Annotated in this window: 22 protein-coding genes; 12 read left to right on the plus strand and 10 right to left on the minus strand. The window is 52.7% G+C overall.

Annotated elements, in window-relative coordinates; genetic code table 11:
- Nucleotides 1-69 precede the first annotated feature (69 nt).
- Nucleotides 70-762, minus strand: a complete 693-nt coding sequence (locus tag DCO47_RS03995; protein WP_039757863.1) for a sensor histidine kinase KdpD — start codon at nt 760-762, stop codon at nt 70-72.
- Nucleotides 759-2,363: a tetratricopeptide repeat-containing response regulator gene (locus DCO47_RS04000; RefSeq protein ID WP_042607193.1), complete on the minus strand. Its 1,605-nt coding sequence runs from the start codon at nt 2,361-2,363 to the stop codon at nt 759-761. The genes DCO47_RS03995 and DCO47_RS04000 overlap by 4 nt, the downstream gene beginning before the upstream one ends.
- Nucleotides 2,364-2,900: 537 nt before the next feature.
- On the opposite strand from DCO47_RS04000, the gene DCO47_RS04005 reads away from it, so the two are divergent.
- Nucleotides 2,901-4,112, plus strand: coding sequence for a site-specific integrase (locus tag DCO47_RS04005; protein ID WP_116657507.1), 1,212 nt, complete (start codon nt 2,901-2,903; stop codon nt 4,110-4,112).
- Here the strand turns inward: DCO47_RS04005 and DCO47_RS04010 are convergent.
- Nucleotides 4,109-4,606, minus strand: a complete 498-nt coding sequence (locus tag DCO47_RS04010; protein ID WP_116657508.1) for a hypothetical protein — start codon at nt 4,604-4,606, stop codon at nt 4,109-4,111. The genes DCO47_RS04005 and DCO47_RS04010 overlap by 4 nt on opposite strands.
- A gap of 163 nt (nt 4,607-4,769) precedes the next feature.
- Here DCO47_RS04010 and DCO47_RS04015 point away from each other — a divergent pair, with 163 nt between their 5' ends.
- From DCO47_RS04015 to DCO47_RS04025, 3 genes are all read left to right on the plus strand, one after another.
- Nucleotides 4,770-4,973, plus strand: a complete 204-nt coding sequence (locus DCO47_RS04015; RefSeq protein ID WP_116657509.1) for a helix-turn-helix domain-containing protein — start codon at nt 4,770-4,772, stop codon at nt 4,971-4,973.
- Nucleotides 4,974-5,091: 118 nt separating this feature from the next.
- The gene (locus tag DCO47_RS04020; RefSeq protein WP_116657510.1) at nt 5,092-5,328 is read left to right on the plus strand and encodes a helix-turn-helix domain-containing protein; all 237 of its coding nucleotides are present in this window, start codon (nt 5,092-5,094) and stop codon (nt 5,326-5,328) included.
- A 16-nt stretch (nt 5,329-5,344) separates the two neighbouring features.
- On the plus strand, nt 5,345-5,806 hold the full coding sequence (locus DCO47_RS04025) for a hypothetical protein (RefSeq protein WP_256590082.1): 462 nt from the start codon (nt 5,345-5,347) through the stop codon (nt 5,804-5,806).
- A gap of 279 nt (nt 5,807-6,085) precedes the next feature.
- Here the strand turns inward: DCO47_RS04025 and DCO47_RS04030 are convergent, their stop codons facing one another.
- From DCO47_RS04030 to DCO47_RS04055, 6 genes are all read right to left on the minus strand, one after another.
- A complete protein-coding gene (locus tag DCO47_RS04030; RefSeq protein WP_116657511.1) occupies nt 6,086-6,412 on the minus strand; it encodes a hypothetical protein in 327 nt (108 codons plus the stop codon).
- Nucleotides 6,409-6,654 carry a hypothetical protein gene (locus tag DCO47_RS04035; RefSeq protein WP_116657512.1) on the minus strand — a complete coding sequence of 82 codons (246 nt, stop codon included), beginning with the start codon at nt 6,652-6,654 and terminating at the stop codon, nt 6,409-6,411. Before DCO47_RS04035 ends, DCO47_RS04030 begins: the two co-directional genes overlap by 4 nt.
- Nucleotides 6,651-6,836: a hypothetical protein gene (locus tag DCO47_RS04040; RefSeq protein ID WP_116657513.1), complete on the minus strand. Its 186-nt coding sequence runs from the start codon at nt 6,834-6,836 to the stop codon at nt 6,651-6,653. Before DCO47_RS04040 ends, DCO47_RS04035 begins: the two co-directional genes overlap by 4 nt.
- A gap of 114 nt (nt 6,837-6,950) precedes the next feature.
- Nucleotides 6,951-7,181 carry a hypothetical protein gene (locus DCO47_RS04045; protein WP_116657514.1) on the minus strand — a complete coding sequence of 77 codons (231 nt, stop codon included), beginning with the start codon at nt 7,179-7,181 and terminating at the stop codon, nt 6,951-6,953.
- Between the two features lie 146 nt (nt 7,182-7,327).
- Nucleotides 7,328-8,266, minus strand: a complete 939-nt coding sequence (locus DCO47_RS04050) for a hypothetical protein (RefSeq protein WP_133247389.1) — start codon at nt 8,264-8,266, stop codon at nt 7,328-7,330.
- A 93-nt stretch (nt 8,267-8,359) separates the two neighbouring features.
- Complete coding sequence (locus DCO47_RS04055) at nt 8,360-9,376, minus strand: hypothetical protein (RefSeq protein ID WP_165839182.1); 1,017 nt, start codon at nt 9,374-9,376, stop codon at nt 8,360-8,362.
- A gap of 363 nt (nt 9,377-9,739) precedes the next feature.
- Here DCO47_RS04055 and DCO47_RS04060 point away from each other — a divergent pair, with 363 nt between their 5' ends.
- The 8 genes from DCO47_RS04060 to DCO47_RS04100 all read left to right on the plus strand — a co-directional run bounded on the left by DCO47_RS04060 (nt 9,740) and on the right by DCO47_RS04100 (nt 15,281).
- Complete coding sequence (locus tag DCO47_RS04060) at nt 9,740-9,946, plus strand: hypothetical protein (RefSeq protein ID WP_116657517.1); 207 nt, start codon at nt 9,740-9,742, stop codon at nt 9,944-9,946.
- 14 nt (nt 9,947-9,960) lie between these two features.
- Entirely contained in the window at nt 9,961-11,445 is a 1,485-nt protein-coding gene (locus DCO47_RS04065) for a PIN domain-containing protein (RefSeq protein ID WP_133247391.1), read from the plus strand.
- 957 nt (nt 11,446-12,402) lie between these two features.
- Nucleotides 12,403-12,819, plus strand: a complete 417-nt coding sequence (locus DCO47_RS04075; RefSeq protein ID WP_085730375.1) for a DUF5681 domain-containing protein — start codon at nt 12,403-12,405, stop codon at nt 12,817-12,819.
- Nucleotides 12,816-13,247, plus strand: a complete 432-nt coding sequence (locus DCO47_RS04080) for a hypothetical protein (protein ID WP_116657520.1) — start codon at nt 12,816-12,818, stop codon at nt 13,245-13,247. Before DCO47_RS04075 ends, DCO47_RS04080 begins: the two co-directional genes overlap by 4 nt.
- Nucleotides 13,234-13,452, plus strand: a complete 219-nt coding sequence (locus tag DCO47_RS04085) for a hypothetical protein (RefSeq protein ID WP_116657521.1) — start codon at nt 13,234-13,236, stop codon at nt 13,450-13,452. Before DCO47_RS04080 ends, DCO47_RS04085 begins: the two co-directional genes overlap by 14 nt.
- On the plus strand, nt 13,449-14,279 hold the full coding sequence (locus DCO47_RS04090) for a hypothetical protein (RefSeq protein WP_116657522.1): 831 nt from the start codon (nt 13,449-13,451) through the stop codon (nt 14,277-14,279). Before DCO47_RS04085 ends, DCO47_RS04090 begins: the two co-directional genes overlap by 4 nt.
- 51 nt (nt 14,280-14,330) lie before the next feature.
- The gene (locus tag DCO47_RS04095; RefSeq protein WP_116657523.1) at nt 14,331-14,693 is read left to right on the plus strand and encodes a hypothetical protein; all 363 of its coding nucleotides are present in this window, start codon (nt 14,331-14,333) and stop codon (nt 14,691-14,693) included.
- A gap of 3 nt (nt 14,694-14,696) precedes the next feature.
- Nucleotides 14,697-15,281: a tail assembly protein gene (locus tag DCO47_RS04100; RefSeq protein WP_116657524.1), complete on the plus strand. Its 585-nt coding sequence runs from the start codon at nt 14,697-14,699 to the stop codon at nt 15,279-15,281.
- A gap of 3 nt (nt 15,282-15,284) precedes the next feature.
- Here the strand turns inward: DCO47_RS04100 and DCO47_RS04105 are convergent, their stop codons facing one another.
- A complete protein-coding gene (locus tag DCO47_RS04105) occupies nt 15,285-16,217 on the minus strand; it encodes a hypothetical protein (RefSeq protein ID WP_116657525.1) in 933 nt (310 codons plus the stop codon).
- Nucleotides 16,218-16,316 lie beyond the last annotated feature (99 nt).

A 16,316-nucleotide genomic window follows, 5' to 3' on the forward strand; every position in this document is an offset into this window, starting at 1 on the left:
CTTTTGATCTCAAAAAAAAAAGTCAAAAGATCGCAGCCTCGTTGCACTCGTCAGCTCCTACAGGTCATGTCAGGGCAAGTAAAGGCTGAACACCCCGCCACCCAACGGCCCGCCATTGCTGATTTCGGTGCGCCCTTCGACACCATTGCGCTGATGCAGCGCCGCGATGCGATTGGCGAAATACAGACCCAGGCCGGTGCTGCCGCTGCTGTGATTGATGCCCTGCACATAATCGGCCTGGCGCTCGAGCATCTGCGCCGGATAGCCGTCGCCATCGTCGTTGATACTCAGCACCAATTGCCCGGCCTCGTCGCTGACGGTAATCAGCAGCGACTCGCGGGCGTAACGGATGGCATTGTTGATGCAGTTGCCGAGCACCGAGGCGATCAGCTCGCGATCGAAGAAACCCAGCGGGCTCAGCGGATCGACTTCGTAGGTGGCGATGATGCCGCGACTGGCGAACACCTCTTGGTGCGCGGCCAGTTGCGCCTCGATGAAATCGTCGAGTTCGTGATAGGCCGGCTGCAATGGCAACTGGTTGACGCCGAGTTTGTACAGCCCGAGCAACTGCACGAGCATGCCGTTGAGGTGGGCGAACTCGAAATCGATCACGCCCTGCTCCGAGCCGTCGCGCAGCTCTTTCGGCAAACGTGCGAGCCACTGGCTGTGCGCCTGCATCAACATCGCCAGAGAGTTCTTCATGTCGTGAACGGTGGAGGCAATCACCGTGGAAAAATCCAGCGCCGGATCAATTGGGTTCATTCGCCAAACGCCTTGCTTTTCAGCTTCTGATAACGCGCAAACCGCGCGTCGGTGTCGGGCATCAGGCCAACCAGTTTCAGGCAGGCCCGACATTCTTCCAGCTCCGCCGACGGCACACTGGTGTCGGTGCCGTGCAGCAGCGACTGGGCCAGATTCAGCGCAATACTGATGTTTTTCGGTTGCAACTTGAGCGCCTTGCGGAACACCTCGCGGGCCTCGACCAGATTGCCGGTCTTGTACACGCGCACGCCCTGACGGTTGAGATCGGCCGCAGCGTTACTCGAGCTGAGGATGGTCGGATCGTCGGTGAGCTTGGCAATGTCTTTCATCACCGCCGGGTCATCGCCGTAGATTTCCGCGCAGCTCTTGAGCATCGAGGTGCCCGCCTCGGCCTGACCGAGCATCTGCAACTGCTTGGCCACCAGCAACGCCGCCTCAGGACTCATGAATTGCTCCATGCCATCGAGGCGCATCAATGCTTGTTCGGTAAGTTTGTCTGCGGTTTCAGCGTCGTTGAGCAACAGGCTGGTGGCCTTCATCAGCCGCGCACGAATTTGCAGGCCGGGATCGCTCGGGTTCTCTTTAGCCACAGCGCTGAGCGTCGTGTTGATTTCCAGCCGCGTGCGCGTGTCGAGGCCGCGATCACTGCCCTTGCTGATCAGCGCGTGTGCCAGACCGAGGTTGCTTTCCGGGTCCTTGAAACGCGACTGCGCGCCCTGCGCCACGGCCTGACGATAAGCGCGCGAGGCGGTTTCAAAATCCTCGTTGGCCATCGCCAGTTTGCCCAGCAGAGCCTGACGACGCACCGCCAGCGGCGACAAACGAATCGCCTCTTCCAGCACGCGCTGCGCGCCTTTGCTGTCGCCTTCGGCCACCAGCACATCGGCCATGCCGTCATACAGCGCTGGCATCATCGGGAAGACTTTCAGGGCTTTTTCATAAACTTCTTTGGCCTGCGTTACCTGCCCGCGCTTGAACAGCAACTTGCCCAATCCGGCGAAGGCCCAAGGCAACGGGCGGTCGGCAATGATGCCGTCGTAGAGCCGCTCCAGCGCTTCGTTCTGGTTCATGTCACGCAGCGCATCGGCGCGGTAGCGCAGGCACAGCGGCGAATAGCGGATGTCCTGTTTGCACAGGGCAATACAGGCATTGAGCACCTCGACCGGCTTACCGCGATCGAGGGCCTGCAGAATCGGTTTGAGCAAGGTCTTGCGCTGTTCCAGACGTTCAAGGCGCTGGGCCAGTCCGGAACGGTTGAACGGCTTGGTCAGGTAGGCATCCGGCTCATGCTCCAACGCGCTGAGCACCATCGCCTGACTGGTCTCGGCGGTGACCATGACGAAAACGGCTTCGTGGCTGATGAGCTTTTCCGACATCAGGTCTTCGAGCACCTGCTGGCCGTTCTTCTTGCCGTCGCCGAGGTGGAAGTCCTGAAGAATGAAATCGTAGGACTTCTGCGAACACATCTTCAGCGCCTGCTCGCCGGTGTCGGCGGTATCGACATCCTTGACGCCGAGCTCACGCAACATCGAACGCACGGAACTGCGGAAATCGGAAAAATCATCGACGATCAGAAAGCTTTTTTGGTGATACGACGACATCGAGGATTTCCAGGCAATTGAAGAAAACGAACCGAGGCGATTTCAGACGCGCAGATGATAGCGGGAGGCCATGCACCATCAAGCGATTTCGCGCGAGTGTGAACTCACCGTTCGGGTTATCGGCCAAAAGTGCCGGGGCCTGAGGGTGGTGCTTCAAGATTCTTCATTGGAGTATTACGAAAGCGCTGCTGGCTCAATTGAATCCTGTCTGCCCTCCCAGGAATGACACCTCGAACTTACCGGTCTGAATACCGATAAGAAGAAAATACACATCCGGCAAATCATCTCGACTGCGCGGCGCCTGACGCCCAAACCAAAAAGCCCCGTCGCACGGGTAAATGCGATGGGGCTTTTCGATGTTTGTAAGGTGGTGTCCCAGGCGGGGTTCGAACCTGCAACCTTCCCCTTAGGAGGGCTATCCAACCCCCAACAAACATTCGCCAAACCCCGCATTTATTGGGCTTTTCGTCCGGTTGTGTCCGTAAAAACGACGCCGTATAGTTCTTTTTGCACCCACCATGCACCCATGAGAACAAATTGAAAGAGAAGCTCACCGCCAAGCTGCTGGCGTCCCTGCAGATAACCGGCCACGAATATGAGGTCCACGATACCACCGTCGGCGGTCTGTTCGTGCGCGTCACTGCCGCCGGCGCCAAGTCCTATGTAGTCACCTGGGCCAGGGGCCGCAAGAAGACATTGGGTCGCATTGGCATACTGACGTTGGAGCAAGCGCGAGCGCAGGCTACTCAATATCTTGCAGAGGCAAGAACCCTGGGGGAACCGCTAGCCGTTACCCAAGGACGAAGAGGCGCTACCCTCCCCTCCTTACGCGAGTTCATCGAGGACATATATATGCCTTGGTTCAAGGCGCACCACAAAGGGCATGAGAAAACCCTGCACACGCTCGACCACAACTTCGAAGCAATCATGCCCCAGCGTCTCGATGCGATCACTGGTCGCGACCTGGACCAGATCCGCACGGGATGGATGCAGTCAGGCAATAAGCCGTCGACGGTCAACAGGAAAATGGGCTCTATCAGCGGCGTATTCAGCAGAGCCGTTGAATGGGAGTACATCGATGCCCACCCGATGGACAGGCTCAAAGCCTTAAAGGTCGACTCGATGGGACTGGTCCGCTACTTAGATGCTGAAGAGACCAAACGACTTCGGGAAGCACTCGACGCGCGTCAAGACGAAGCTCGTGCAGAACGTGAGAGTGCGAACAAGTGGCGAGCGGATCGCGGTAAGGAACTGATGCCGAGCTTGCTGCAGGTCCCGTTCACCGACCACCTAAAGCCTATGGTCTTGGTATCGCTGAATACCGGCATGAGACGCGGCGAGCTGTTCGACCTGAATTGGTCCGCGGTGAACTTCCAAACGAAGACGATCACCGCCGCCGGCGCCACCACAAAAACAAGCGACACACGGCACATTCCAATGAACAAGGAAACGGTGCGCGTGTTGGAGGACTGGAAGAAGCTGGCCGGTAAATCTCGATACGTCTTCCCGAGTCTGGAAGGCGGCCGCTTGGAGGACGTTAAAAGCGCCTGGCTCAAACTGCTAGAGCGAGCCAATATCGAACGGTTCCGCTGGCACGATATGCGTCACGATTTCGCGTCGCGGCTGGTGATGGTCGGCGTGCCGCTCAACACCGTACGAGATCTACTGGGGCACGCAGATATAAAGATGACGCTTCGGTATGCTCATTTAGCACCAGGTACAAAGGCGGCCGCAGTGGAGCTAATTTAAAAGGCCGGCTCAAAAGGAACGACCGTACGGCTATCCTTATTCGCTTCGACATGATCAAGCAAGTCAACCCACCAAAGGCGCAGAATCTGGCGATCAATTCGCCCCATACCGTCAATATCCCAGTAAGTCGCGCTCTGGGTCGAGCGGGTTTCAAAAAAACACTTAGACGATTTGACGGTCTCCCAAATACGCTGTTCTTCATAAGTGATCAGAGAAGGTAAATGAAAGCACAGGTTTATGAACCGCTCGCTCTCATCTGTAGACCATATCTCACTGACTGCCGTCGTAACGGACTGAGCCCCGGGCAGTTCATTAGCTACAAACGGTACATCGGTGCTGAAAGCTATTTCTTCTATCGCCGCTTCCACAACGCCTGTAATTGACTGCCTACGCACCCTAGCAATCAGCTCGATCATGAGCTTTACCTTCGGGTCGAGACGCAACGTCAGCGTCTCAGTCTTGCGTGCGCCCTGGCTGGGCTTGTTCTTCGCCATTTCGTCGCACCTGTCAATTTATGCTTAATTCGAATCCTACCTTCTGCGTCCGGTGAAGTCCATGCGTTCATCCACAGCACATGATTGCAGTTGACGTACACGAACTACAGCAATAGGATTCGCATCAAGCCAGGTGTCTGACCTGGCATTACGGAGATAAACAATGGAACAAGCTCAACAACAGATGGCGCCGCTGTCAGTAAGCGTCGAAGAATCCGCACGCATTCTGGGTATCTCGCGCTCGGCTACCTATGAGCTGATCGCTCAAGGAGAAATTAAAACCTTCAAAATCGGTCGCCGTCGCTTGGCGCTAGCCTCCGAACTCAAGGCCTTTATTGAGCGAGCAGCAAAAGCAGGCTCGCGATGAGAGCCGAAGAAAATAAAGAAGGGGGAGAGCGCAAGAGGCCGCGGGAGGTTGCCAAGGCGGTGCTCGAACACCGCCTTAGCGAGAACACACTGGATAGCACCAACGTGAAGGGCAAACTATGACACGCCACTCTTCAACCGAGCAAGACCGCAAGATGAGCGAGGCATTGCGAAACGGTCCCGTATCAACCATCGAAGCCGCCAAGAACTTGGACATTGTCCAGCCGCCAAACACGATCCGCCGCCTCAGGAAAAAGGGGCATGAGATCCGCACTTACTGGACGCATCAATCGACTGAGCCAGGCCGTCCACCGCATCGCGTGGCCAAATACATCTTGATGCGCGAAGCGTCGTAATCCAAAGACAGTGGAGATGCCCTCAGCTTTGAGGGCATTTCTGCGCCTGCCTGTGAGCGGCCGTATGGCGACAAAAAGAAAGGGGTTTAAGCCCAAGACAAAACCATTTGCCATGATGCTATGGCAAATCGGGCAGTCTGCCCCCTATCGTGCGCTGAGCTTCACTGCCCGGGGAGTGCTGATGGAGTTGCATATGCAATACAACGGCAGTAACAACGGCGACCTTTCCGCTACACGCACGATGGCCAAAGAATGGGGTGTAAGCTCTCCTAACATTCTGCAGAAGGCGCTGGCAGACCTCTTAAATGGCGGATGGATTATCCAGACGCGCACCAGTGTATTTTCCCGTCACGGTTCACGGTGTGCGCTCTACGCGCTCTCTTGGTACGCGATCGATGAATGTCCGGGAAAGGAACTTGAGGTCTCCCCAACCATCGCCCCACCAAAAACAGTCCGGGACCTGACGAATTCGAATTGATTCGGTATTGAATCAATACACAGAGCGGTATCGGATCAATACACGTAGAAAAAGGCAGAGTACCGTTCTGTCCGGTTGCGTTCAAAATCCTGCCCTTCGTGTATTGATTCAATACCACTAAATCAATTCTTCCTGTATCGAATCAATACACCCTTATAGATATCTACCATACCAGTCGTTGAAACCCACACCTTCGATCTTGTCTTCTCGGCCCAACAGCAAAAGGCACCACCCTGTAACGGGGTAGTGCCTTGGATACCATGAGGCTTTCGTAGTTTGTCAGTCGATGTCTGCAGGAGCGAACTGCTCAGCACCAGCCCGCAGCGAACGCAGACCAATCACAGCCGCCCGGGCTACTCGGTCTATGAAGCCCGTTTCCAGACTTGTGCAGCGCCCTCCCATACCCACGATCGCGAATTGGATCGCATGGAACGCCTCTGTTTCGTCGTGGGCTGCCAGTTCGGCAATCTCTGCATCGAAGCAGGCGATGCCCTTTTCCCAGTCCCCAGGCACGCCATAGTTATACCGCGGCCAATTGATGAGCCGGCCGACATCATCGCGCTTTGTGAAGCTCAGGTCGTCCCGTGATCGAATAGCGGCGCTCATTGGGCCACCTCCACCGCGTCGAGCGACTTCTGCATCTGCTCAACTTCGCTGTCGACGTAGTTCGCCCAGTCGTAGCCAAGGAAACTGCCGAGGCTGGCCAACTCTTCGATGTCATGCGACTTGCCGTGCCTCAAGTCCTTCGTGATGGCGTTGAACAGCACGCGCATATTGCTGATGCGTTCGTGCGTGGCGCGCAGAAGCTCAAGGGCTTCGTCGGCGATGCGAACGGTAGGCTGGCTCATTGCACACCCCCTACGCAGATCCCGCGAAATGGAGCGCCGCCGGGCAGAACCTTCACGCTGATGTCGCCGAGGATCTTCAGTGGTGCCAACTGCGTCAGCTTGATGTTGGCCGGCAGCTCCATGGTGGTGATGACCTGCCCGTGCGCATCCAAAATTTGGATGGTATTCTGTTTAAATTGCATGACGTGTCCCTAATAAGTTACGTCGTGTGATCGCCAGGCCGCTGTTGACGCAGCGGCTTGGCACCTTTCAAAAGTGGGGTTTCCCCACATTTAAATACCCGCAGTCAGGGGTATTTACTGCTTACCTTTCTCACTGATCCAGCCTGCCGCCCAGCTCAAGGGGTCTTTCGTGCCCATCGGTTTGAGTGGCTTGCCATCCCTCGCTGCCTGCCTACCCTCCTGCTCTGTCTCTGTGTGAATCCATACCGTGGTGTGCCTGAAACCTGCTTCGCGTTGACGCTCCTTGAAGAGTCTTTGACGATCCGCTGCAGATAATGGCTGCTTTGTTTTTTCCTCGTAGCTCATGCCTCACCTCGTTACCACTAACGGAGAAATCAATCATGCACCATCGTGAGTGGTAACGCAATAGAGATTTTGCAATTACTTAGGATTAAAGGACCTTCGACCTGAAATCACCGCCATAGCAGACGTAACCTGAGCCTCTAGGTTTCTCACTTGCTCAAGATGGGGCCTTTCCAAAATTCAGTTCGCTCCGGCAATACAGATTGGAGTTTACTCATCCCCCCTACGCCGTGAACTATACTTCGAACCTGATCACGAGGAATTTCAATAATTTCATTCTTAAGTGAATCATAGAAAATAAAAGCCTCATTCGTGCGGAGCATTAATTGATATTTTTCTAGTGGTTTTTTCTCGCTCCCCTCCTCACGAAGCTGAACATTTACTGTGTATCCTCCTCCATACCCAAGCACCCGAAGAAGCTCGGAATACTTCACGGGTGAAAAAATCAAATAAATACAAAAAACAAAGTATACGACTGTAAAAACAATTGAAATCCAATAAACCGCCTTAGGCCTCAACATAGAAAACATTGCCAAAAACACGTAAAGAAACACAAAGATCGCTATAGAAAAATTAAACTCGACCTTTTCTCCATCAACATTCGTCACATCAAAATAATTAATAACGACCCATGTCGCTACCAATGCAAATCCAGCAAGCAAAGATGACCAGATCACAACCGCAAGATTTGACTGAGCATGCAGCAGAGCGAGAACCCGACCAAACTGCAGATGGGATCTGGTAATCGGTTGCTTAAAAAGCCTGGCAAGCACAACTGGAAACTGGGGTACTAGATCGATATTCCAAGCGAGCATTTTAAAAAAGCCAGCCACGATCACGAATACTAGCGCTCCAGTAAGCAATAAAAAAATACTGCCAAAAGCTACTGCAGGTCTTAAATAAGGTATGCCTTCCAATGGAGGCCTAATACCGTACTGAATAGCATAATTATAAGTAGCATACTCCGACAAATAAGCTAATAACCCCGCCCCTCCGAGCACTCCGAGAAATGCGGACAAAACCAACTTAATCGGCAAAGACCAAGGTAGAACGCGACGAAGCCAAGCGACAATCCTTTCCTTATACATATTTCCTCACACCAATCACTATCTATTAGTCTTTATATAATCACTAAATGCATTTTACGGATTTAAGTAAAATACAAATCACACTCCAAAGGATCAAATCCCCGGAGGTAAAATCCAAGGTGCTGCATCCATAGGAATAAATCGAAGACTGCCGTCCCTATTCTCTAACCAAGTGGCATTGCGTCCCTCCACAGGCATCACCTCCTCCAATGAATAACCCAAAAAAAACATTAACGCTTCAGCCATATCTTCAGCTGTCCAAACCCCAAAAACGGGTGCTGATGACAGCCCCGCCATAGGAAAAACAGTAAAATTGACAACTTGAGAATACTCTCCGACCATAACTTTAGGAGTGCGATTAAAAACTCTCGCCTTCATAAATAGATTGGCTCCGAGCTCTCCAAATTGTACTGGATGTAAGGGGTGCCCTTGGTATCGTGAAAAAAAATCTGTCCCAACGAAAGTCTGAGCCCCCATATCAAATGCGGCAAGTATTCCTACCTGACCCAACCTTAGATACATAGTGCGATTAACGATGTCATCCTTGTAGTCAAACCGTACATCAACGTTTTCTGGCTCTTGAACATTAAAAACAAAAATTGAAGCTGGTATATCACTCTCCATCATCGAGAACTGCATTGGGACGCGGCAAGACTGAAGAATCAAATGAAGAAGTTGGTATTGCTCCATATCTTCTACGCTTACAATATTTCCGGCGCCCGGCTCCCGACGATCAAGCGTAAGAAATAACTCCCGATAAAGCAGCCCATAGAAAATCTTCAACACCCAGACCATAAGACGTTCACGATTCATAGAGGCCAACGCCGCCGCTCCTTTGACAAAGCGCTCTTGAACCTCTCGCTCGATACTGGATAGACATTCGTTATTACAAGACTGACAGCACGGAATCACTAACTGCCGATATGCCAACTTAGTCCCGTTGAGCAACGTCATCGGTTTATCCCAGAGCCCAAAATGCCGCAGTAACCACTTTGGGAAAACATGCTCTCGACTACTTTGACTATTTTCTACGTTAGAACCACACAGAAAGCAGGTTGTTTCTGAGAAATCGTGATCTCGAATTGCGTTATATAGGGACGGGATAGACACCTTCTACTCCTTGAACCGTGACTTTGTGAATCGGCCGTACCCCTCTATATTACAGTGCATCTACCTAGGAGCAGACAGGAACAGGTGCCTGCAGCGTATGCTTTGTTTGAAGGGCCGTCGCAATGACAACAGGCGCGAGTATTTAAATAAGGACTCAAATTCGAGCGCGCTTCTCTTCGCTAGGTAAAAGCCCTGCCCCCAACTGGATTTTACAGTGAAATATCGCGCTTTTTGTCGTTTTGGTGTCAGTGAGACGATTTGGTCTCACTGATCGAGCGCCAACGGCCGGCCAAAGCAAATTGAGGCATTACCCGCGAGCCATAACCTCGCCTGCTACTCTCCCAGCTCACACGGAGGGACGAAATGAACAACACACTGATCGCCGGCCTGCTCAACGCCCTGAATCAAAACCAGATCGCCCTGGGCGCTGCCGTAGAGGAGCTTTCCAATTGGGTGGAACAACGCGGCTCGGCCGACCTTGCTGAGAATGTGCGCGGGGCGCTATCAACACTGGACGAGAACCTAGACTTCATCAGGCAGGGAATTGCAGAGCTGACCGTTTCGGGCTGATTCCGCGGATGGTGATGGAATCGTTACTGCAGGGGCCTTTCGACAATCGTCCAAAAAGGCGGCAAGATGATGCCATATCAATGGCTACCCACTTGCCTGAGTGTTACCTGCCTGGAGGGCATATGAAGGGACTCTTTCCACAGTACGATTACTCAATCCATACCGATTACGCCGAAACTTGGAAAACAGCGGTTTTTGTTTTTGATACAAATGTGCTGCTCAATCTATACAGATATCAAGAGCGCACCCGGGAAGAACTTTTGGAAACGCTTGATAAGCTGACTGATCGTATATGGATCCCCCATCATGTGGCGTTAGAATTCCAACGCAATCGTCTAACTGTAATAGCAGCGCAAGGAAGAAGATTTTCTGAAATTCGCAAGGTTATTGATAAGGTTAAACTTGACCTCACGAATGGAATCAATGGCCTTCAATTAACAAAACGGCACACCCTGATAAACCCAGAACCCCTAACGACTGGATTTGACAAATTAACCGCGGAATTTTTATCTGAGCTTGATAAACTGCAGGAAAGCCAACAAACACTTAATGCTCCTGATCCAATAAAAATTAGAATTGAACAAATTTTCGACGGAAAAGTAGGTCCTGCCTTCATCTCCCAAGAAGATGTAGATAAAAAAAATAAAATCGCAGAGACTCGCTACAAAGCAAAAATCCCGCCAGGCTATAAAGATGACGAAAAAGATAAAGATGGTCCTGACGACTTTTATCATCAAGGCATAGTATACAAAAGAAAATATGGCGATTATTTCGTCTGGAATCAGATACTAAATTACGCCGCCAGCAGCAAAACAAAGAAAATAGTGTTCGTAACTGACGACGCCAAAGAAGACTGGTGGAAACAAGTTGACTTCGATGGCCCTAAAACTCTAGGCCCAAGAGCGGAACTCATAGATGAGGCTACCCATGTAGGGCAGCTTGATACTTTCTTAATGTATAAGCCCGAAGGCTTCCTCAAGTTTGCCAATGAATTCCTAGCTGCAAAAGTCTCGAACGAAACACTAAAAGAAGTACATGAAGTTTCACAAAATAATAAGGATAGAGCCTTTCGCTATAATCATCTGAAGCGCGAAGCGTTCAGAGCCGAGACTGCAGTACTGCACTGGGTGCGTTCAATACATCAGAAGGCCACACTTAACGACAGCTATCCAGATATCTTAGCAACTGACGAAACTGGAATTACAGGATACGAGGTAAAATCCTTTAAATCGCCAAGCACCATAAAAATTGTCGAAACAATTGAACGACTATCGAGCATCTCAGAAAAATACAACCTCACAGCGATAAATATTGTATTAGTAGTCAGCAACTATTACGACTTTGATGAGGCACTCCGCAAACTTAAAAACTACAACTTCATTGAAGCACCAGACAATTTAAATATCATTTTCGGACAAATAATCGATACCACTGAGGGAGTACTGTTCGAACCGCTCCATACTGTTCGTTACTGTGATATAGCTGGCACTAGCTCCTAGTGAAGACTGATCGTATTTCCGCTTTAGATAATGAAGCCTGCGAAACATAGGTGACATATCACACATCGAATGCCAGGGATCACCGTAAAGGTGATCCCTTTATTCAGTAAGAGCATCGAGCATATTTGACACATTGTAGAACATGACATCTGCCCTCAGTTTAACTCGAAGCGCGGAGACATCGACTTCGCCTCCGTAAGCGAGCAATTCACCTGACAGCAGGTTAGAACAGGCCCGACGGTTGAAATTTTAACCTTCCATACCGATCTGGGATTTTCTCACTTTGCCCTGTCCGCGAACTGCCGAGGATTTTTCGGTAGTTCGAACCCCCTCATATCCGGGGTATTACCCCGCTGGGGGAAGATGTGCTCAAAACTGAGCGCATCGAGTACGCGACACGTTTTCATAATTCGCAAAACGTGTCGCGACACCTGCCATACCGAAATGGGAGGTCAGGTCCAGCCCCCAACGGGGGTTGGATCGCTCAACTTCCCCTATTGGGAGGTGTTCCTCAAGTTGAGGAAGTCCCGCCACTCCACGGCAATTTCCCAACCTTCATTGCAGGATGAATGACTGGGCTGAAAATTCAGCCGTGTATCACTTTGGCTGTCGCCAATTTACTGCAACAAAAATTCTCCCTTCTCGACCAGCAAAACCAACTATTTCAGTCCCATTCCGTCCTGTTACGTGTAGCACCTTAGGTGCACCCAAAAAACACTGGATATAAGGTCAGATGATGCCTAATGTGGGTTTGAAGCTATTCAAATCCACTCGAGGCCATCCCATGAACACAGCCAAGACCGCTCGAGGTCGACAACACAAACCGACTCGCTCAGAGGTAGCCGCGGCGTGGGGTCGCCTGCGTGACGCTGCCAGCGAAGGAAGCATCCAGGCATCCGCCCTCCTCATCGCGCTTGCGGAAAACAAACCGGTCATTGCCATGGAATCGCCCCCCGCATGACTGAGCGCGACAAGAGCGGGAAATGGAAGCCCGGGCAGTCAGGCAACCCAGGTGGGCGCTCCGGGCAAACACAGGAGCTTCGCGCTCGACTTGCCGAGGGTGCGGACGCAGTTACAAAGAAGGTGCTCGCGGCTGCCAAGAAGGGCGATATGCAAGCCTGCCGACTGATCCTTGAACGCCTTGTCCCGCCAATCAAACCGACCTCCGAGCCGGTGCAATTTGAACTCGACGATACGGACCTACCGAGCGCAGCCAAATCAATCATGCGTGCAGTTGCCGGCGGACAACTCGCGCCCGACCAAGGCAAGTCACTCATTGAAGGCTTGGGCGCCGTCGCCCGAGTGATCGAGGTCGCCGAGCTTCAAAAGGCCGTCGAAGAACTCCGCACGCAAATGGAGGGAATGCAGCAATGAGCATCAAGTCATTGAAGGCAGAACTACAAAGGATCGCCCAGAAGATCGGCGCCGCAGATGAAACAGTGCTGCTGATTGTGCTCGCAGTGATCCGAGCGAATACCAGAGAGATCCAAGCGGAAGAAGACTTTCCGAAAACCGCTGGGCACCAAGTCGACTATCGAATTCAGGGGCGGAACTTATCGCTGTTCTTCCCCTTCGCAGAGATGGATAGCGACCAGGGTGAGCAAATGGCGAAAGCCATCATTCTTCACACTCGACAAATTGAGCGCGCCGGCCGGACAGCTCAAGTCGGCATTCTCGATATGCGCGTCGCCCCCGAGGAAGGGGCTTGGATCGTTACGTGGCCGCCTGAAGGGGTCACGGTTGAGCAACACGCTGCAGAGCAATACCAGCGGATCGTGGAGGCACGCAATGAACATCCGTAACCAAATCGCCCGCCTGAAGCAGACCGGCGGCGACTCCCAGTTTAGTAGCGACGTTCGGCAGATCAGTCAGCTGATGGACGAGTTGAGCGCCGAAGCCGTCGGCGGCGCCGCTGTTGGGGAAACGTCTCTCCTCGAAATTCTCAACGCCTCTACGTGCTCCGACCGCCCGACTCCAATCCCAAACAATCCAAAGGTAACGCAATGAAAATCGGCAAACGCTCAGTTCTCAAGGTCGGCTTGGCCAACCTCCACTACTCCGAATACGAGCACTCCCGCATTGAGTCTCACACCTTCTCTATCCAGCGTCCGGACGGGACCAAAGGAGTATGGCAAGCCGGCGGTTTGATGAAGTCCGCTCGCCAGCTTCAAACACTGGCGCTGGAGACCTTCAAAGACTTCGGCGAAGAGATCGTCTCGATCCGGGAAAACAAAGATTTCAACTCGTCCGCGATCGAGCGCTTGAGCAAAGAGAAAATCGCAGGCGTGACAGACGCCCTACTTCCTGCAATGCAGTCGGTCGCGAAGGATATGCTCACCCTGGCCGAAACCGTCACCAAAGGCTTCTCTCCTGTCACTCCGCGCGCGAGTAGCGATATCGCAGGCTTTCTCGCAGACCAAGAACTGAGAGCCCTTGTGCGAGGCCTCAGTCCGGAAGAACGCCGCAACCTCATGTCTGAAGCGCGCCAGGGTGGCCACCCCGATATCGTCGAAGCAGTGCTAAGAGCAAATCCGATGCTCTCTGGTCTCAACTCTGAAGCAGCAGCGAGCCTATCGCGGGCGGGCATCGCCGCCTCTCGCGCAAATGACATTGACGCTCTCCGTCAAATGCTGGCCGTCTACGACGATGTGCTCGCCACCACCTCGCAGGTCGGTGTGTCGCTCAGCGGGATGATTGCAAACTCGACAGGCTACGCAGGTCGATTCGAAAAATGGCGATCCGGCTGCGAGGGCTCCGAAGCTCTGCGCGCCTGGCTGGACAAGATCCCGGCCCGAGGAAAACCAAAAGCAGAGGAAGAATCCGAAGCCGCGTAAGCGGTTCGACTTGCGGCCGTCACGGTGCGGCCGCCAACTGGGAGCAATACGTTGACCACTTACCAGGAACGCTTCGCCGAGGCGTGCAAGACGGCCCGCTTTGCACCCTACACGCTGAAACAAGGCCCTGACTCTGGCTACGTCGTGTGGGATGTCCAGCACGTCCGCGACGGCCAGAAGGTGACGATTGACGGGCCGTTCTTCACGGAGGACGAAGCCCGATTATCTGCCGATCTGCTTCGCGGCACTTTCCGGGGAGCCCGGGCATACCAGGGCATTCATGATCGGATCTGGAACTACGACCCGTGTCACGAACAGGTGACGGTCGACCAGGCACGTATGTCGCGCTCGCTGCTCGCCATCCGGCTGGGCGTTGCGGTACCCAACTACAGCGCCCAGGGCGCCAAGGAGTAAACCATGGCTATGGCCACCAACTACGGCACCAAGACCCGCATCTTGCTGAGCGGCTCGGCCGGTAAGCTGTTCGGGCGCGAACACATTTACGAACTCTCCACGGGAGACACGCGGGAGGCCGTGAAAGCGATCGACGTCAACCATCCCGGTTTCGCAAAGTACCTCGCCGACGCAAAGCTGAAGGGATTGGAATTTGCGGTATTCCGAAACCGGAAGAACATCGGCGAGAAGGATTTGAAAATGGGCGGCGCTCAGGAGATCCGGATCGTCCCAGTAATCTCTGGCAGCAAGCGTGCAGGTCTGTTTCAAACTGTACTTGGCGTGGTCCTAATCGCCATGAGCTCAGTAACGAACGGCGCGACCCTGGCACCAGGTATTGCACTCGCCGCGGGCGGCGCCATTCAGATGCTCAGCCCGCAAGCCACGGGCCTGAAGCAGAGCGCGTCCCCCGAAAATGCCCCCTCCTACGCATTCGGCAGCGCCAAGAACACCACCGCCAGCGGCAATCCGGTACCGATCTGTATAGGCGAGCGTCGCTGGGGAGGAATAATAATCTCGGCATCGATTCATGCCGAGGATCGGAGTTAACTCTCAGGAAGGCTCCGGCTTTTTCGCAAGGTTTGCAGCAGCATCCATCGCCTTGTCTAATAACTTACTAGCCGCCTCAGTAAGCGCGGGATCAACAGAACCCTGTTCTGCTTTCGCGAACGCACTTTGACCGCTTATATTCCAATGAGCGAATGCTTCTTTAACTTGCTCCCACTGGGCGTTAGCACCATAGGTGTCCAAATACAGTTCGCCAAAACGAATTGCGTGCGAACGCTCTCCGATTTTCAAAGATTCATGCATATATGAGTTACTGAAAACAAAAGCGTATCGGGAAAGCACGCCGCAAAGCCCAACAACTACTAAGCCTCTGAAAAGATGGAAAAAATAGTATGCAAGGCTAGCACCGGGCGCTTGATGATAGCTATCTGAACTGCTGATCATCGTGACAACGGCAATGATGACACCAGATAAAAGCGACAGAGCGCCAGCTATAGCCCAGACAACTGAAATCACGTGAAACCTGTCTTCTTTTTTTCCTAATAAAGAAAGCGCAGATTTCACAAATTTCTTGGAGTTATCTTGCAATGTCTGCTGTGCATCTTCGGTAAGCCTTAGTTTCTCTATCTCTAAGGTTCGCCGAAAATCTTCCAAACGTTGCATCTGTTGTACGTATTCTTTGCGCCTAGCTATTGTCTCATCGCGCTCCTCAGCGAGCTTGCGCTCCAGCTCTTCCTGGCGTGCAGCGATCGATTGCTCCTGCTCCGAAAGGCTTTGAACACGCTTCTCTACTGAGTCGAATAGCTCCTTTTCACGGCGCTCAAGTTGGCGTTTTTCGTGGAATAAGCGCCGCTCGATTGTTGCCTCGCGCTTGGCTAGCTCATCACGCATAACGTCCAGCTCTCGCATCTTCTCAGCGAGCAATTGCTCCTTCTTGCGCCGATCCTCTTCTTCAACATCAAAATCACGAATAGCCATACAAATCCTTGAGTTGAAGCTTTCTGATACGAGCGATGTTACTTGAAGTATGCCTGAGCTGATACGCGCAAATTCGTCTTAATTTGCGCAATGTGCTTG

The organism is Pseudomonas sp. NDM (genome assembly GCF_003105095.1).
GTDB classification, from domain to species: domain Bacteria; phylum Pseudomonadota; class Gammaproteobacteria; order Pseudomonadales; family Pseudomonadaceae; genus Aquipseudomonas; species Aquipseudomonas moraviensis_A.

Coding starts and splice junctions, on each gene's coding strand:
- DCO47_RS03995 (WP_039757863.1), bottom strand. CDS start 762: ATGAACCCAATTGATCCGGCGCTGGATTTTTCCACGGTGATTGCCTCC.
- DCO47_RS04000 (WP_042607193.1), bottom strand. CDS start 2,363: ATGTCGTCGTATCACCAAAAAAGCTTTCTGATCGTCGATGATTTTTCC.
- DCO47_RS04010 (WP_116657508.1), bottom strand. CDS start 4,606: ATGGCGAAGAACAAGCCCAGCCAGGGCGCACGCAAGACTGAGACGCTG.
- DCO47_RS04015 (WP_116657509.1), top strand. CDS start 4,770: ATGGAACAAGCTCAACAACAGATGGCGCCGCTGTCAGTAAGCGTCGAA.
- DCO47_RS04020 (WP_116657510.1), top strand. CDS start 5,092: ATGACACGCCACTCTTCAACCGAGCAAGACCGCAAGATGAGCGAGGCA.
- DCO47_RS04025 (WP_256590082.1), top strand. CDS start 5,345: ATGCCCTCAGCTTTGAGGGCATTTCTGCGCCTGCCTGTGAGCGGCCGT.
- DCO47_RS04030 (WP_116657511.1), bottom strand. CDS start 6,412: ATGAGCGCCGCTATTCGATCACGGGACGACCTGAGCTTCACAAAGCGC.
- DCO47_RS04035 (WP_116657512.1), bottom strand. CDS start 6,654: ATGAGCCAGCCTACCGTTCGCATCGCCGACGAAGCCCTTGAGCTTCTG.
- DCO47_RS04040 (WP_116657513.1), bottom strand. CDS start 6,836: ATGCAATTTAAACAGAATACCATCCAAATTTTGGATGCGCACGGGCAG.
- DCO47_RS04045 (WP_116657514.1), bottom strand. CDS start 7,181: ATGAGCTACGAGGAAAAAACAAAGCAGCCATTATCTGCAGCGGATCGT.
- DCO47_RS04050 (WP_133247389.1), bottom strand. CDS start 8,266: ATGTATAAGGAAAGGATTGTCGCTTGGCTTCGTCGCGTTCTACCTTGG.
- DCO47_RS04060 (WP_116657517.1), top strand. CDS start 9,740: ATGAACAACACACTGATCGCCGGCCTGCTCAACGCCCTGAATCAAAAC.
- DCO47_RS04065 (WP_133247391.1), top strand. CDS start 9,961: ATGGAATCGTTACTGCAGGGGCCTTTCGACAATCGTCCAAAAAGGCGG.
- DCO47_RS04075 (WP_085730375.1), top strand. CDS start 12,403: ATGACTGAGCGCGACAAGAGCGGGAAATGGAAGCCCGGGCAGTCAGGC.
- DCO47_RS04080 (WP_116657520.1), top strand. CDS start 12,816: ATGAGCATCAAGTCATTGAAGGCAGAACTACAAAGGATCGCCCAGAAG.
- DCO47_RS04085 (WP_116657521.1), top strand. CDS start 13,234: ATGAACATCCGTAACCAAATCGCCCGCCTGAAGCAGACCGGCGGCGAC.
- DCO47_RS04090 (WP_116657522.1), top strand. CDS start 13,449: ATGAAAATCGGCAAACGCTCAGTTCTCAAGGTCGGCTTGGCCAACCTC.
- DCO47_RS04100 (WP_116657524.1), top strand. CDS start 14,697: ATGGCTATGGCCACCAACTACGGCACCAAGACCCGCATCTTGCTGAGC.
- DCO47_RS04105 (WP_116657525.1), bottom strand. CDS start 16,217: ATGGCTATTCGTGATTTTGATGTTGAAGAAGAGGATCGGCGCAAGAAG.